At 73.2% G+C, this 16,993-nt stretch carries 1 protein-coding gene; it reads left to right on the plus strand.

Features of this window, described 5'->3' with window-relative positions:
* The first annotated feature begins 9 nt into the window (after positions 1-9).
* Positions 10-16,857 (plus strand): amino acid adenylation domain-containing protein, encoded by a 16,848-nt coding sequence (locus ACIF6L_RS05065; RefSeq protein WP_396492467.1) that lies wholly within the window; start codon positions 10-12, stop codon positions 16,855-16,857.
* Positions 16,858-16,993: the final 136 nt, after the last annotated feature.

Raw genomic sequence — 16,993 nt, forward strand, 5'->3', positions numbered from 1 at the left:
CCGCCCGAAGTGGAGCAAGTCGAAGTGTCAGGATCGCGGATCGATGCGAGCAACCCCGTACTGACCGGCGAGCTGTTCGCAGCCCAGGCGGCGGCCACTCCGACCGCGGTCGCGGTGGTGGTCGGTGATGTGGAGCTGACGTACGGGCAGGTGGCGGAGCGGGCGGCGCGGTTCGGTGCGCTGTTGCGGGCGGCGGGTGTCGGTCCGGAGAGCGTGGTGGGTGTGTGCCTGCCGCGTGAGGCGGATCTGGTGCCGCTGCTGCACGGCGTGTGGCTGGCCGGTGGCGCGTATCTGCCGATCGATCCGGCCCTGCCGGGTGAGCGGATCGACTACATGCTGGCGGACTCGGGCGCGGCGGTGCTGGTCACCGTGAGCGGCCGGTCGGTGGACTTCGCCGGGACCAGGATCGACCTGGACACGGTGGTGCTCGACGAGGTCCCGCCGGTACCCGCTTCGGGCGCGGTGACGGATCCGGAGCAGTTGGCATACGTGCTGTACACGAGTGGTTCGACGGGGCGTCCGAAGGGCGTGATGATCGGGCACGGTGCGCTGCACAACCTGCTCGCCTCGATCCGGGACGACCTGGGGGCCCAGGGCCGTACGGTGTGGCTGGCCTCGACCTCGGTGTCCTTCGACATCTCGGGTCTGGAGCTGCACCTGCCGCTGGTCACGGGTGGCCGGGTGGTGCTGGCACGGGACCACGAGGCGAAGGACCCGGCGGCGCTGATCGCCCTGATCGGGGCCCACCGGGTGACCCATGTGCAGGCGACGCCGTCGGCGTGGCGACTGCTGCTGGAGGCCGGCTTCGACGACTGGACGGTCACCGCCCTGACCGGCGGCGAGCCCCTCCCGGCGCACCTCGCGACCCGGCTGATCGAGACCACGCAGCGGGTGGTCAACGTCTACGGTCCGACCGAGACCACCATCTGGTCGAGCTTCTGGGACGTCCCCGAGGAGCCGGAGACCATCGCCGTCGGCCACCCGCTGGCCAACACCGGCCTGTACGTGCTGGACGAGCGACTGCGGCAGCTGCCCCCCGGAGTGACCGGCCAGCTGTTCATCGACGGTGACGGGGTGGCCCGGGGCTACCACGGCCGGACGGACCTCACGGCGGAGAAGTTCCTGCCGAACCCGTACGGGGCGGCGGGTTCGCGGCTGTACGCGACGGGTGACCTGGCCCGGTTCCTGGCGGACGGCAGCCTGGAGTGCCTGGGCCGGATCGACAGCCAGGTCAAGATCCGCGGTTACCGTATCGAGCTGGGTGAGATCGAGACGGTCCTGAGCGGGTTGGAGCAGGTCCGCCAGGCCGTCGTGACCGTCCACGACGAGGCCCTCGTCGCGTACGTCGTGCCCGCCGGCGGCCGGGTGGACGCGGGGGAGCTGCGGGCCCGCCTCGCCGAAACCCTGCCCGAGTACATGGTCCCGGGCGCGTTCGTGGCGATCGACGCCGTCCCGCTGAGCAACAGCGGCAAGGTCGACCACCGCGCCCTCCCCGCGCCCGACCTGGACGCGTTCGCCACCGGCGGCTACACCGCCCCGCGTACTCCGGTCGAGGAGCGCCTGGCCGCGGTCTGGGCCGAGGTCCTGGGTCTTCCCCAGGTCGGTGTCGAGGACAGCTTCTTCGACCTCGGCGGCGACTCCATCCGCGCCGTCCGCCTCGTCGGCGCCCTGCGCGCCGCCGGCTACGACGTCACCATCCCCGACGTCTTCCAGCAGCGCACCATCGCCGCCCTCGCGGCCCGGATCGGTGACGGCACCGGCCACTCCCTGATCACCGCCGTCCAGCCCTTCGCCCTCATCGGCGACGACGACCGCAAGGCCCTCCCGGCCGACATCGTCGACGCCTACCCGCTCTCCCAGGCGCAGACCGGCATGCTCGTCGAACTGGCGGCGGCCCAGGACTCGACGCTCTACCACAACCTCAACTCCTTCCGGATCGCCGAGAGCATCGGCTACGCGGCGGAGGAGCTGCGCCGCGCCGTCGACATCCTGACGGAGCGTCACGAGATCCTGCGCACCTCGATCGCGCTGTCCGGGTACGCGCAGCCGCTGCAGCTCGTGCACGCCTCGGCGCGGATCCCGCTCACCACCGTCGACCTGCGCGGCCTCACCGCCGACCAGGCGCGGGACCGGGCACGCGAGTACGTGCGGCAGGAGCGCGCGGCCGGCTTCGACCTGACCGCCGCCCCGCTGCTGCGGATCGCCGCGCACATCGAGTCCGACCGGGCGTGGCACCTGACCTTCAGCCACAGCCACACCGTGACCGACGGCTGGACGCTCAACTCGCTGCTGATGGAGCTCCTGGGCGTCTACCAGGCGCTCTGCGAGGGCCGCGAACCGGCGGTCCACGAGGCTCCCGCCGTCCGCTACGCCGACTACATCGCCGCCGAACAGGCCTCCCTCGCCGACCCGGCCGACCAGGCCTTCTGGCAGCAGGTCGTCGACGAGCACAGCCCGCTGGTGCTGCCCGGCAGCTGGGCGGACCAGGCGGGGCGGGCCCCGGTCGACCGGACCGTCGACTACACCGACCTGGAGGACGGGCTGCGCGTCCTCGCCGGCCGGGCGAAGACCTCGCTCAAGAGCGTGCTGCTGGCCGCGCACCTCAAGGTGCTGTCCGCCCTCACCCCGGACGAGGCCTTCCACACCGGCGTGGTCTACCACGGCCGTCTGGAGGCGCCGGGCGCCGACCGGGTGCTCGGCATGCACCTCAACACCCTGCCCTTCCCGACCACCCGCGGTGCCCGCACCTGGCGCGAGCTGGTCGAGCGGACCTACGCCACCGAGACCGCCATCTGGTCCCACCGCCGCTACCCGCTGCCCGCCGTCCAGCGCGCCGCGGGCGGCGTCGGCCTGCTGTCGACCCTCTTCGACTACCAGGACTTCCACCAGGTCGACAGCGGGAAGGCCGGCGGCGGCATCGGCATCGACGGCGGCCTGGACGGGGGCGGCAACGAGTTCGCCCTGATGGCCATCGCCGGCAACGGACGACTCAGCCTCGCCGCCGGAGCCGGCGCCCTCGGCAGCGCGAACCTGGAGCGGCTGGCCGCCCTCTACCGGCTGGTCCTGGAGTCGATGGCCGCCGATCCGGACGGTGACGCCCTCGCCGTCCCGCTGCCCGAGACCGACCGCCGGCTGCTCGCCGACTGGCAGCGGCGCACCGAACTGCCCGTGGCCGACTGCCTCCACGAGCTGTTCGCCGCCCGGGCCGCCCGCACCCCCGACGCCGTCGCCCTGACCAGCGGCTCGGCCCACCTCACCTACGCCGAGCTGGACGAGCGCGCCAACCGCATCGCCCACCACCTCACCGCCCTCGGCGCCCGTCCCGACACCGTGGTCGGCGTCAGCCTGGAGCGCGGCCCCGACCTCGTCCCGACTCTGCTCGGCGTCCTGAAGTCCGGCGCCGCCTACCTGCCGCTGGACCCCTCCAACCCGGCCGACCGCCTCGCCTACATGCTGGCCGACGCCAAGGCCGACCTGCTCGTCACCCACTCCGCCCTGGACGAGCTGGAGTTCACCGGCACCCGTGTGTTCGTCGACGCCCACGCCGCCGAGATCGCGGCCCGTCCGGCCACCGCGCCGGTCACGGATGTGCGTCCGGACAACCTGATCTACGTCATCTACACCTCGGGCTCCACCGGCCTGCCCAAGGGCGTCAGCCTCACCCATGCCAGCGTCGCGCGCCTGTTCACCACCACCCGCGACCAGCTGGCCTTCTCGGCGGACGACGTGTGGGCGCTGTTCCACTCCTACGCCTTCGACGTCTCCGTCTGGGAGATGTGGGGCGCCCTGCTGCACGGCGCCCGCCTCGTCGTCGTCCCGCCGACCGTGAGCCGCTCCCCGCACGACCTGATCGACCTGCTGGTCCGCGAGCGGGTCAGCGTGCTGTGCCAGACGCCGTCCGCCTTCCGCGCGCTGTCCGGCCTGGCCGAGCAGGACGACCCGCGGGTGGACCGACTCGCCCTGCGCACCGTCATCTTCGCCGGTGAGCGTCTCGACATGGCCGAACTCCGCTCCTGGGCGGCCCGCAAGGGCACCGAGCGCCCGGCCCTGGTCAACATGTACGGCCCCACCGAGATCACCGTGTACGCGACCCACCACGTGATCACCGCCGACGAGGTGGCCACCTCCCACCGCAGCAACATCGGCCATGCGCTGGGGGACCTGAGCATCCACCTCCTGGACACCGCCGGCCACCCGGTGCCGGTCGGCGTGCCCGGTGAGATGCACATCGGCGGCCCGGGCCTGGCCCGCGGCTACCTCGACCGCCCCGGGCTGACCGCCGAGCGGTTCGTCCCCGACCCCTTCGGCGCGCCCGGCTCCCGCCTCTACCGCACCGGCGACCTCGTCCTCCGCCTGCCCGACAGCGCCATCGACTTCCTCGGCCGGATCGACGGCCAGATCAAGATCCGCGGCTACCGCGTCGAGCTCGGCGAGATCGAGGCCGCACTGGCCGCCTGCGCCGGGGTGCGCCAGGCCGTGGTCACCGTGCGCGAGAACGCGGCGGGGGAGAAGTCCCTGGTCGGTTACGTCGTCACCGGGACCGCCGGGGCGGGCGTCGACACGGCGGCGCTGCGCGCGGCGCTGGCCGTCACCCTGCCCGAGTACATGGTCCCGGCCGCGTTCGTCGCACTGGACGCCCTCCCGCTCAGCAACAGCGGCAAGCTCGACCGCCGTGCGCTGCCCGCGCCGGACCTGGACGCCTTCAGCACCGGCGGCTACACCGCCCCGCGCACCCCCGTCGAGGAGCGCCTCGCGGCGGTCTGGGCGGAGGTGCTCGGCCTGTCCGAGGTGGGCGTCGAGGACAGCTTCTTCGACCTCGGCGGCGACTCCATCCGCGCCGTCCGCCTGGTCGGCGCGCTGCGCGCGGCCGGCTACGACGTGAGCATCCGCGACGTCTTCGACCACCGCACCGTCGCCGCCCTGGCCGCCACGGTCGGCGACGGCGGCGCGTCGCTGATCACCGCCGTCGAGCCGTTCGCGCTGATCGCGGAGGAGGACCGCGCGGCCCTGCCCGCCGATGTCGTCGACGCCTACCCGCTCTCGCAGATCCAGACCGGCATGCTGGTCGAGCTGATGACCTCCGGCGACCGCGGGCTCTACCACAACCTCAACTCCTTCCGGATCCCCGACGCCGTGCCCTTCGACGCCGTCGCGCTGCGCGGCGCGCTCGACCTGGTCGCCGCCCGGCACGAGATCCTGCGCACCTCGCTGCACCTCGCGGACTTCTCCCGGCCGCTCCAGCTGGTGCACGCCGCCGTCACCTTCCCGCTCGCCGTGCACGACCTGCGCGGCCTCACCGCGGAGCAGGCACAGGACCGGGCGGACACCTACCTGCGGGAGGAGCGCGCGGCCGGCTTCGACCTGACGGCCGCCCCGCTGCTGCGCTTCGCCGCGCACATCGAGTCCGACCGGGCCTGGCGCCTGACCTTCAGCCACAGCCACACCGTGACCGACGGCTGGACGCTCAACTCGCTGCTGATGGAGCTCCTGGACGTCTACCGGGCGCTGTCCGAGGGCCGTGAGCCGGCGGTGCACGAGGAGCCCGCCGTCCGTTACGCCGACTACATCGCCGCCGAACAGGCCTCCCTCGCCGACCCGGCCGACCAGGCCTTCTGGCAGCGGATCGTCGACGAGCACAGCCCGCTCGCGCTGCCGGCCGGGTGGGGCGGCGAGCGCGGCGGGCAGGTGAGCCACCAGGTGCCGTTCGCGGACCTGGAGGACGGCCTGCGGGCGCTGGCCGCCGAGGCGAGGACGTCGATCAAGAGCGTGCTGCTGGCCGCGCACCTCAAGGTGCTGGGCAGCCTCACCTCCGAGCAGGCCTTCCACACCGGCGTGGTCTACCACGGCCGCCTGGAGGCCCCCGGCTCCGACCGGGTGCTGGGCATGCACCTCAACACCCTGCCGTTCCCGGCCACCCGGGGCGCGAAGACCTGGCGTGAGCTGGTCGAGCGGACGTACGCGACCGAGAGTGCCATCTGGTCGCACCGCCGCTACCCGCTGCCCGCCATCCAGCGCGCCGCCGACAACACCCGTGACCTGATCACCGTCCTCTTCGACCACCACGACTTCCACCAGGTCGACACCGACACCGTCGACGTGGACGGCGGGATCAACGACGGCGGCACCGAGTTCGCGCTCAACGCGATCCCCTCGAACGGGTACTTCAACCTGAGCGGCTCGACGGAGTACTTCACCCCGGCCAACCTGGAGCGGCTGGGCGCGATGTACCGGTCGGTACTGGAGGCGATGGCCGCCGACGCCGACGGCGACGCCCGCGGCGCCCACCTGCCGGCCGACGAACTCTCCCGACTGCTCGACACCTGGAACAGCGCCGTCGAGCAGCCGGTCGAGGACTGCGTCCACGAGCTGTTCGCCGCCCAGGCCGCCCGCACCCCGGACGCCATCGCGATGACCAGCGGCTCGTCCCACCTGACCTACGCGGAGCTGGACGAGCGGGCCAACCGCATCGCCCACCACCTGATCGCCCTGGGCGCCGGCCCCGAGCGGATCGTCGGCCTCTCGCTGGAGCGCGGCCCGGACCTCGTCCCGGCCCTGCTGGGCATCCTGAAGTCCGGCGCCGCCTACCTCCCGCTCGACCCGGCCAACCCCGCCGACCGCCTCGCCTACATGCTCACCGACGCCAAGGCCGACCTGCTCGTCACCCACTCCGCCCTCGAAGAGCTGGAGTTCACGGGCACCCGTGTGTTCGTCGACACCCACGAGGCGGAGATCGCGGGCCGCCCGGCCACCGCGCCGGTCACGGATGTGCGTCCGGACAACCTGATCTACGTCATCTACACCTCGGGCTCCACCGGCCTGCCCAAGGGCGTCAGCCTCACCCACGCCAACGTCGCCCGCCACTTCGCGGCCACCCGGAAGCAGTTCGGCTTCCGGCCGGGCGACGTGGTCACCCAGTCGCATGCCTACAGCTTCGACGTCTCCGTCTGGGAGATGTGGGCCGCCCTGCTGCACGGCGGCCGGCTCGTCGTCGTCCCCTCGGCGATCGCCCGCTCGCCGCACGACTTCCTGGACCTCATGGTCGAGCAGCAGGTCACCGTCCTGCTGCAGACGCCCTCCGCGTTCTCCGCGCTCGCGGCGGCCGCCAAGGACGGCGACCCGCGGCTCGACCGGCTGGCCCTGCGCCTGGTCGCCTTCGGCGGTGAGCGGCTGGAGGCCGCCGAACTCCAGCCCTGGATCGCCCGGATGGGCCTGGACCACCCCGAGCCGGTCAACCTGTACGGCCCGACCGAGACCACCATGCACTGCGCCTACCACCGGGTCGGCGCCGAGGACCTCGCCGACCCGCGCCGCAGCGTCATCGGGCGCCCGGTCGGCGACCTCACCATCCACCTGCTGGACGCGGCCGGCCGCCTGGTGCCCACCGGCGTTCCCGGCGAGATCCACGTCGGCGGCCCCGGCGTGGCCCGCGGCTACCTCGACCGCCCCGCCCTCACCGCCGAGCGCTTCGTCCCCGACCCGTTCGGCGCGCCCGGAACCCGCCTCTACGCCACCGGCGACCTCGCCCGTCGCCTGCCCGACGGCAGCCTCGACTCCCTCGGCCGGATCGACAGCCAGGTCAAGATCCGCGGCCACCGCGTCGAGCTCGGCGAGATCGAGTCCGCGCTGACCGCCCACCCGGACATCCGCGACGCCGTGGTGACCGTCCACGAGCCGGCCCCGGGGGTCAAGCGCCTGATCGCCTACCTGGTGGCCGCCGAGCCGCTCGACCTGACCGGGCTGCGCGCCCGGCTCGGCGAGAGCCTGCCGGAGTACATGGTCCCGGCCGGGTACGTCCTGCTCGACCGGATCCCGCTGACCAGCAGCAGCAAGGTCGACGTGCGTGCGCTGCCCGCCCCCGACGCCGAAGCCTTCGACGCCTCGGAGTACGTCGGCCCGCGCACCCCCGCCGAGGAGCGGATCACCGCCATCTGGGCCGACGTCCTCGGCCTGTCGCAGGTGGGCGTGCGGAGCAGCTTCTTCGACCTCGGCGGTGACTCGATGCGGGTCGTCCGGCTGGTCGGCGCGCTGCGCGCGGCGGGCTTCGACATCACCGTCCCCGCGGTCTTCGAGCACCGCACCGTCGCCGCGCTGGCCGCCACGGTCGGGACCGGCGGCGAGTCGCTGATCACCGCCGTCCGGCCGTTCGCGCTGATCGGCGACGGTGACCGGGCGCTGCTGCCCACCGACGCCGTCGACGCCTACCCGCTCTCCCAGGTCCAGACCGGCATGCTCGTCGAGCTGCTCGCCACCACCGCCGCCCCCGGGAAGCAGCGCAGCCTGTACCACAACGTCAACTCCTTCCTCATCCGGGACGGGCAGCCCTTCTCGCTGGAGTCGCTGCAGGGCGCCGTGGACACCGTGGCGGCCCGCCACGACATCCTGCGCACCTCGATGCACCTGGAGGGCTTCGACGAGCCGCTGCAGATCGTGCACGCCACCGCCGACTACCCGGTGGTCCTGGAGGACCTGCGCGGCCTCGACCAGGCCGAACGGGCGCGGCTCAAGGGCGAGTTCCTGACGCGGGAGCAGTCCCGGACCTTCGACCTCACCGTCGCGCCGCTGCTGCGGGTCTCGGCGCTCGTCGAGTCCGAGGACTCCTGGCGGCTCAACTTCACCTACAGCCACGCCATTTCGGAGGGCTGGAGCTACAACTCGCTGCTGATGGAGGTGCTCGACTGCTACCGCGCGCTGCGCGCCGCGGGCGCGCCGGACGCCTACGAGCAGCCGGCGGTGCGGTACGCGGACTTCATCGCCGCCGAGCAGACCGCGCTGGCCGACCCGGCGACCCAGGCCTTCTGGCAGCAGATTGTCGAGGAGCACACGCCGCTGGCGCTCCCGGCCGGCTGGGCCGCCGAGGCGGGCGAGGCGACCCGCCGGCACCTCCAGGTGCCGTTCGCGGACCTGGAGGACGGCCTGCGGGCGCTGGCCGCCCGGGCGAAGACCTCGCTCAAGAGCGTGCTGCTCGCGGCGCACCTCAAGGTGCTGTCCGCCCTCACCCCGGACGAGGCCTTCCACACCGGCGTGGTCTACCACGGCCGTCTGGAGGCGCCGGGCGCCGACCGGGTGCTCGGTATGCACCTCAACACCCTGCCGTTCCCGGCCACTCGGGGTGCGAGGACCTGGCGTGAGCTGGTCGAGCGGACGTACGCGACGGAGACCGCCATCTGGTCCCACCGCCGCTACCCGCTGCCCGCCATCCAGCGCGCCGCCGGGAACACCCGCGACCTGCTCACGGTGCTGTTCGAGTTCCTCGACTTCCACCAGGTCGACACCGAAGCGGTCGACGTGGACGGCGGAGTCAGCGACGGCATCAACGAGTTCGCGCTCAACGTCATCCCGACCCGCGGCAGCGTGAACTTCCACGTCTCGGCCGGGGTGCTCAGCGAGGCGAGCCTGGAGCGGTTGGGTGGGTTGTACCGGTCGGTGTTGGAGTCGATGGCGGCGGATCCGGAGGGTGACGCGCGTGTGGTGGCGTTGTCCGGGGCCGAGGTGGCGGTGTTGTCCGCGCCGGGGCGTGAGGTGGTGTGGTCGACGGCCAGTGCGCCGGAGGCGTTCGCGGCCCGGGTCGTGGAGTCGCCGGACGCGGTCGCGGTGGTGGTCGGTGATGTGGAGCTGACGTACGGGCAGGTGGCGGAGCGGGCGGCGCGGTTCGGTGCCCTGTTGCGGGCGGCGGGTGTCGGTCCGGAGAGCGTGGTGGGTGTGTGCCTGCCGCGTGAGGCGGATCTGGTGCCGCTGCTGCACGGCGTGTGGCTGGCCGGTGGGGCGTATCTGCCGATCGATCCGGCGCTGCCGGGTGAGCGGATCGACTACATGCTGGCGGACTCGGGCGCGGCGGTGCTGGTGACCGTGAGCGGCCGGTCGGTGGACTTCGCCGGGACCAGGATCGACCTGGACACGGTGGTGCTCGACGAGGTCCCGCCGGTGCCCGCTTCGGGCGCGGTGACGGATCCGGAGCGGTTGGCGTACGTGCTGTACACGAGTGGTTCGACGGGGCGTCCGAAGGGCGTGATGATCGGGCACGGTGCGCTGCACAACCTGCTGGCTTCGGTCCGGGACGACCTGGGTGTGCCGGATGGTTCGGTGTGGCTGGCCTCGACGTCGGTGTCGTTCGACATCTCGGGTCTGGAGCTGCACCTGCCGCTGGTCACGGGTGGTCGGGTGGTGCTGGCGCGCGACCATGAGGTGAAGGATCCGGCGGCGCTGATCGCTCTGGTCGGGGCGCGTGGGGTGAGCCATGTGCAGGCGACGCCGTCGGCGTGGCGGCTGCTGCTGGAGGCGGGTTTCGAGGAGCGTTCGGTCACCGCGCTGACGGGTGGCGAGCCGTTGCCCGGACACCTCGCGTCCGCCTTGTCGGCGGTCACGCGGCGGGTGGTCAACGTCTACGGTCCGACGGAGACGACCATCTGGTCGAGCTTCTGGGACGTCCCCGAGGAGCCGGAGACCATCGCCGTCGGCCACCCGTTGGCCAACACCGGCGTCTATGTCCTGGACGAGGGGCTGCGGCTGCTTCCGTCGGGGGTGACGGGTCAGTTGTTCATCGACGGTGACGGGGTGGCCCGGGGCTACCACGGGCGGGCGGACCTCACAGCGGAGAAGTTCCTGCCGAACCCGTACGGGGCGGCGGGTTCGCGGCTGTACGCGACGGGTGACCTGGCGCGGTTCCTGGCGGACGGCAGTCTGGAGTGCCTGGGCCGGATCGACAGCCAGGTCAAGGTCCGCGGTTACCGTATCGAGCTGGGTGAGATCGAGACGGTCCTGAGCGGGTTGGAGCAGGTCCGCCAGGCCGTCGTGACCGTCCACGACGAGGCTCTCGTCGCGTATGTCGTGCCCGCCGGCGGCCGGGTGGACGCGGGGGAGCTGCGGGCCCGCCTCGCCGAAACCCTGCCCGAGTACATGGTCCCGGGCGCGTTCGTGACGATCGACGCCGTCCCGCTGAGCAACAGCGGCAAGGTCGACCACCGCGCCCTCCCCGCCCCCGACCTGGACGCGTTCGTCACCGGCGGCTACACCGCCCCGCGTACTCCGGTCGAGGAGCGCCTGGCGGCGGTCTGGGCCGAGGTGCTGGGTCTGCCGCGGGTCGGTGTGGAGGACAGCTTCTTCGACCTCGGCGGCGACTCCATCCGCGCCGTCCGCCTCGTCGGAGCCCTGCGCGCCGCCGGCTACGACGTCACCATCCCCGACGTCTTCCAGCAGCGCACCATCACCGCCCTCGCGACCCGGATCGGTGACGGCACCGGCCACTCCCTGATCACCGCCGTCCAGCCCTTCGCCCTCATCGGCGAGGACGACCGCGCGGCCCTCCCGGCCGACGTCGTCGACGCCTACCCGCTCTCCCAGGTCCAGACCGGCATGCTCGTCGAACTGCTGGGTTCGGGGGACCGCGGGCTCTACCACAACCTGAACTCCTTCCGGATCCCGGACACCGCGCCCTTCGACGCCGTCGCGTTGCGCGGCGCGCTCGACCTGGTCACCGCCCGGCACGAGATACTGCGCACCTCGCTGCACCTCGCGGACTTCTCCCAGCCGCTGCAGTCGGTGCACGCCACCGCCGAGGTCCCGCTCACCGTGCACGATCTGCGTGGTCTGACCGAGGCCGAGGTGGCGGAGCGCACGACCGCCTACGTCGAGCAGGAGCGTGCGGCGGGCTTCGACCTGGCCGCCGCCCCGCTGCTGCGGATCGCCGTGCACATCGAGTCCGACCGGGCCTGGCGGGTGACCACCAGCCACAGCCACACCGTGACCGACGGCTGGACGCTCAACTCGCTGCTGATGGAGCTCCTGGAGGTCTACCGGGCGCTGCGCGACGGCCGCGAACCGGCGGTCCACGAGGCTCCCGCCGTCCGCTACGCCGACTACATCGCCGCCGAGCAGACCGCGCTCTCCGACCCGCAGACCCAGGCCTTCTGGCAGCACCTGGTCGACACCCACAGCCCGCTCGCCCTCCCCGGCAGCTGGGCGGATCCGGCGACCCCGGGTACGCCCGTCGGCCGGATCGTCCACTACGGCGACCTGGAGGACGGTCTGCGTCGGCTCGCCACCGAGGCGAAGACGTCGATCAAGAGCGTGCTGCTGGCCGCGCATCTCAAGGTGATGGGCAGCCTCACCGCCGAGGACGCCTTCCACACCGGCGTGGTCTACCACGGCCGCCTGGAGGCGCCCGGCGCGGACCGGGTGCTCGGCATGCACCTCAACACCCTGCCGTTCCCGACCACTCGGGGTGCGAAGACCTGGCGTGAGCTGGTCGAGCGGACCTACGCCACCGAGACCGCCATCTGGTCCCACCGCCGCTACCCGCTGCCCGCCGTCCAGCGCGCCGCCGGCAGCTCGGGCGATCTGGTCTCGATCCTCTTCGAGTACCTGGACTTCCACGTCGTCGACGAGAACTCCGTCGACCTGGACGGGTCGATGGGCGACGGCGCCAACGAGTTCGCCCTCAACGTGCTGGCCCGGCGCGACCATCTGACGCTGGCCGGTACCAGTGCGGCCGTCGACCGGTCGCGGCTGGCCCTGCTGGGTGAGCGTTACCGGCTGGTGCTGGAGGCGATGGCCGCCGACCCCAACGGCGACGCGACCCTCTCCCACCTGCCCGAGACCGAGCGCACCCAGCTCACGACCTGGGCCGCGGGCGACCCCGTCGACTGGCCGCAGGGCCTGACCGTCGACCTGATCGAAGCCCAGGCCGCCGCGACTCCCGACGCCGTCGCCGTCATCGCCGGGGACGTCCGCCTCACCTTCCGCGAGGTCGACGAACGCGCCAACCGCATCGCCCACCACCTGCTCACCCTCGGCGCCGGACCGGACGTCCTCGTCGGCGTCTGCCTGGAGCGCGGCCCCGACCTCGTCCCCACCCTCCTCGGCGTCTGGAAGGCCGGAGCCGCCTACCTCCCCCTCGACCCGTCCTGGCCCGCCGACCGCCTCGCCTACGTCCTCACCGACACCGCCACCCCGATCGTGGTCACCTCCGGCGCCCTCACCGCCACCCTCACCCCCGTCTTCGACGCCACCCTCGTCGTCCTCGAACGCGACCACCGCCGCATCGACCGCCACCCCACCACCACACCCCAGCGCACCCTCGACGGCCAGAACCTCGCCTACGCCATCTACACCTCAGGCTCCACCGGCCGCCCCAAGGGCGTCCTCGTCCACCACCACGGCCTGGTCAACTACCTGAACCACACCACCGGCCTCTACGCCAGTGCCGGAACCGGCGGCGCGCCGCTGTTCTCCTCCATCGCGTTCGACCTCGGCATCCCCAACCTCTTCACCCCCCTCCTCACCGGCCAGCCCCTCACCCTCCTCCCGGACGGCCTGGACACGGCGAGCCTGGGCACGGCACTGGTCGAAGCCGGACCGTTCTCCTTCGTCAAGCTCACCCCCGGCCACCTCGACCTCCTCACCCACCAACTCACCCCCACCCAGGCCCGCGACCTCGCCGGCATCGTCATCGCCGCGGGCGACAACTTCCCCCTCACCCTCGCCCAGCGCTGGCAGGACCTCGCCGGCCCCCACGGCACCCGCCTCGCCACCGAGTACGGACCCACCGAGATCACCATCGGCAACTCCGGCTGCCCCGTCGACACCACCCTCACCCTCGAAGCCGTCCCCCTCGGCACACCCTTCCCCAACACCGGCATGCACGTCCTCGACGAGCACCTCCACCCCGTCCCCGTCGGCGTCCCCGGCGAGATCCACATCGACGGCACCGGCATCTCCCGCGGCTACCACCACCGCCCCGACCTCACCGCCGAACGCTTCCTCCCCAACCCCCACGGCCCCGCCGGCACCCGCCTCTACCGCACCGGCGACCTCGCCCGCTACCTCCCCGACGGCACCCTCGAAACCCTCGGCCGCATCGACAACCAGGTCAAGATCCGCGGCTACCGCATCGAACTCGGCGAAATCGAAGCCCGCCTGCGCGAACACCCCCACATCACCGACACCGTCGTCACCGTCCGCGAACCCAGCCCCGGCAACAAGCGCCTCACCGCCTACCTCATCACCCACACCACCATCGACACCCACGCACTACGCGCCCAACTCGCCGACACACTCCCCGACTACATGATCCCGACCACCTACCTCACCATCGACGCCATCCCCCTCACCCCCAACGGCAAGATCGACCACCGCGCCCTCCCCACCCCCGACCTCGACACCCTCACCACCACCCACTACACCGCCCCCCGCACCCCCCTCGAAGAACGCCTCGCCACCATCTGGGCCGAGACCCTCGACCTCCCCCGCATCGGCATCCACGACAGCTTCTTCGACCTCGGCGGCGACTCCATCCGCGCCGTGCAGGTGCTGGCCAAGTGCCGGGAGGCCGGCGTGCCGCTGGCGCTGTGGATGATGCTCCAGGCCAAGAGCCTGGCCGAGGTGGCGGGCATGATCGACGCCGAGCCGGCCGGTCCGGCCGGGGAGGACGTGCCGCTGACCCCCAGCCAGCACCGGCTGCTGGCCTCGGCCGACGGCGGTGCCCGGACGGTCCGGCTGGCGCTCGGGCGGCTGCCCGACGCAGCGGTGCTCGCCGCCGCGCTCGGCGCGCTGGTGGCCCGCCACGAGGCTCTGCGGCTGCGGATCTCCGCCGACGGCCGGTCGGCGGAGCCGGTCCCGGCGCCCGCCGGGACGGCCCTGCTCTCGGTGCTCGATCTCGGTACCGTGGCGCCCGCCGACCGTGCCGGCGAGCTCGACGGCGCGCTCGCCCGGGACCGGGCCGAGCTGGTCCCGTCCGAGGGTGCGATGCTCCGCGCCACGCTGGTCCGCTTCGACGACGAGAAGCGTCACGAGCTGTGGCTGACGATCCACCAGCTCGCGGCGGACTCCGCCTCCTGGCCGATCGTGCTCGCCGATCTGAACGCGGCCTACGCGCAATCGGCGGCGGGTGCTCCGGTACTGACGGCCCCGGTCGAGGTGCCGTGGCGGGCCTGGGCGCAGGAGCTGGGCGAGCAGGCGCGCTCCGAGCGGGTGGCCGAGCAGGCGGAGTACTGGCTCGACCGGGCCGAGGCCGTGTCGCTGCCGGTGGACCGGGTCGGGGACCAGGCGCCGTGCCGGGCCACCGAGGAGACCGTCACGGTCGTGCTCCCCGCCGAGCGGACGGCCGCGCTGCTGGCCGGTCCGCGCCCCGAGCAGCCGTTGCTGACCGCCCTCGGCCAGACCCTGGCGCAGTGGGCCGGCGGCGACCGGATCCTGCTCGACGTCGTCACCGATCCGCGCCATCAGCAGGCGCTGGCATCCGAGTTGGCGAACACCGTCGGCCCGCTCGCCGACCTCTACCCGGTGGTGCTGCGGATCCCGAAGGGGCGTGAGCTGTCCGCCGTGCACACCGCGGTGGCGCGCCGGCTGCGGTCGGTGCCGGCGCCCGCGCACGGCTACGGCCTGCTCCGCTACCTGGCGCCGGATGCCGAGCTGGCGGCCGAGCTGGCGGAGCTGCCGACCGGCGAGGTCCGGTTCGGCTTCACCCCGGCCGCGCCGACGGCCGCCGCGCCGCCGCTCACCGGTGCCGAGCGGGACGGCGAGCCGCCGCTGGTGTTCGTCCCGGGCCGGATCGAGCTGCGGGCGGCCCCGGACGCGCCGTCGACCCACCTGCTCGACATCGCGGCCGAGGTCTACGACGGCCGGCTGTACCTGCACTGGACGTACAACACCGCCGTCCACGAGCCGGCCACCGTCCAGCGCCTCGCCGCCGAGCAGCTGCGCTTCGTGGCGGAGCTGCTGGACCAGGCCGGTGACCGGCCGGCGGCCGCCCCGCGCGGCCGGTCCGCGGCGGCCCCGGCGGGTGTCGCCGGGGTGGCCGAGGTGATGGCGCGGCACGGCATCCCGGGTGCCTCGCTGGCGCTGATCCGCAACGGCGAGCTGGCGGCGGTCCAGCAGTTCGGCGTGCTCGGGGTGGAGGACCCCGCACCGGTGACCGCCGAGACGCTGTTCCCGGCCGGTTCGATCTCCAAGCACGTGACCACGTTCGCCCTGTTGCGCCTCGTCGAGGCGGGCGTGATCGAGCTGGACCGCGACGTCAACGAGTACCTCACCTCCTGGCAGGTCCCCGCGCTGCCCGGGGTGTCGACCCCGGTGACGCCCCGGCTGCTGATCGCCAACCTGTCCGGCATCGCCCCCCATCCGGACGTCGACGGGAACTACCACCGCCACGACCCGGTGCCCACGGTGCTCGACGTGCTGAACGGGCGCCCGCCGGCGATCACCCCGCCGGCCCGGCTGCTGGACGAGCCCGGCGCCACCTTCCGGCAGATCCCGCTGAACTACTCGGTGCTCCAGCAGGCCATGGCGGACGCCACCGGCGAGGAGTTCCCGGCCCTGGTGCACCGGCTGGTACTGGCGCCGCTGGGGATGACCGGCAGTGGCTTCGGGGTGGCCGTCCCGGACGAGCTGGGCCGGCCGTACGCGCGCGGCCACCACGCCGACGGCACCCCGGTGTCCGGCGGGTACGTGCTCAATCCCGAGCTGGCGGCCGGCGGCCTGTGGACCACCGCGGCCGATCTGGCCAGGCTGGCCGTCGAGGTGCGGCGCTGCCACTTGGGGCACCCCGGCGGCCTGGTGGGCGCCGAGCTGGTCCGGCGGATGCTCGCCCCGCAGTCCGGCCGCTCCTACGGCTGGAGCACCATCGTCGACGACACCAGCGGCGACCTCGAGTTCGGGCACGGGGGCCAGGCCGTCGGGTTCCAGGCGATGACCGGCCTGCGGGTGCACTCCGGCACCGGCGTGGTGCTGCTGTCCAACGCGGTCACCGGGCGCGAGCTGGTCAAGCACCTGCTCGCCACGGTGTGGACCGGCCAGAACCGGCTGGCCCACCTCTGGCAGCAGGCGATCGACGAGGCCACCGAGGCGGAGTCGCGGCTGGGCTGAGCCCCGGCCGGGCCGAGCCGCTGAGGGCCCGGCCGCCGGCCCCCGTCCCCCCGCCGCGCGCGGGGCGGGCGGGGGCCGGTCCGCGTGCGGCGGCCGTGGCCGGAGCCCCGGTCCGACGCGGGTTGCCGAAGCCCCG

Source organism: Kitasatospora sp. NPDC086009 (assembly GCF_044540385.1).
In the GTDB taxonomy this organism is placed as follows: Bacteria; Actinomycetota; Actinomycetes; order Streptomycetales; family Streptomycetaceae; genus Kitasatospora.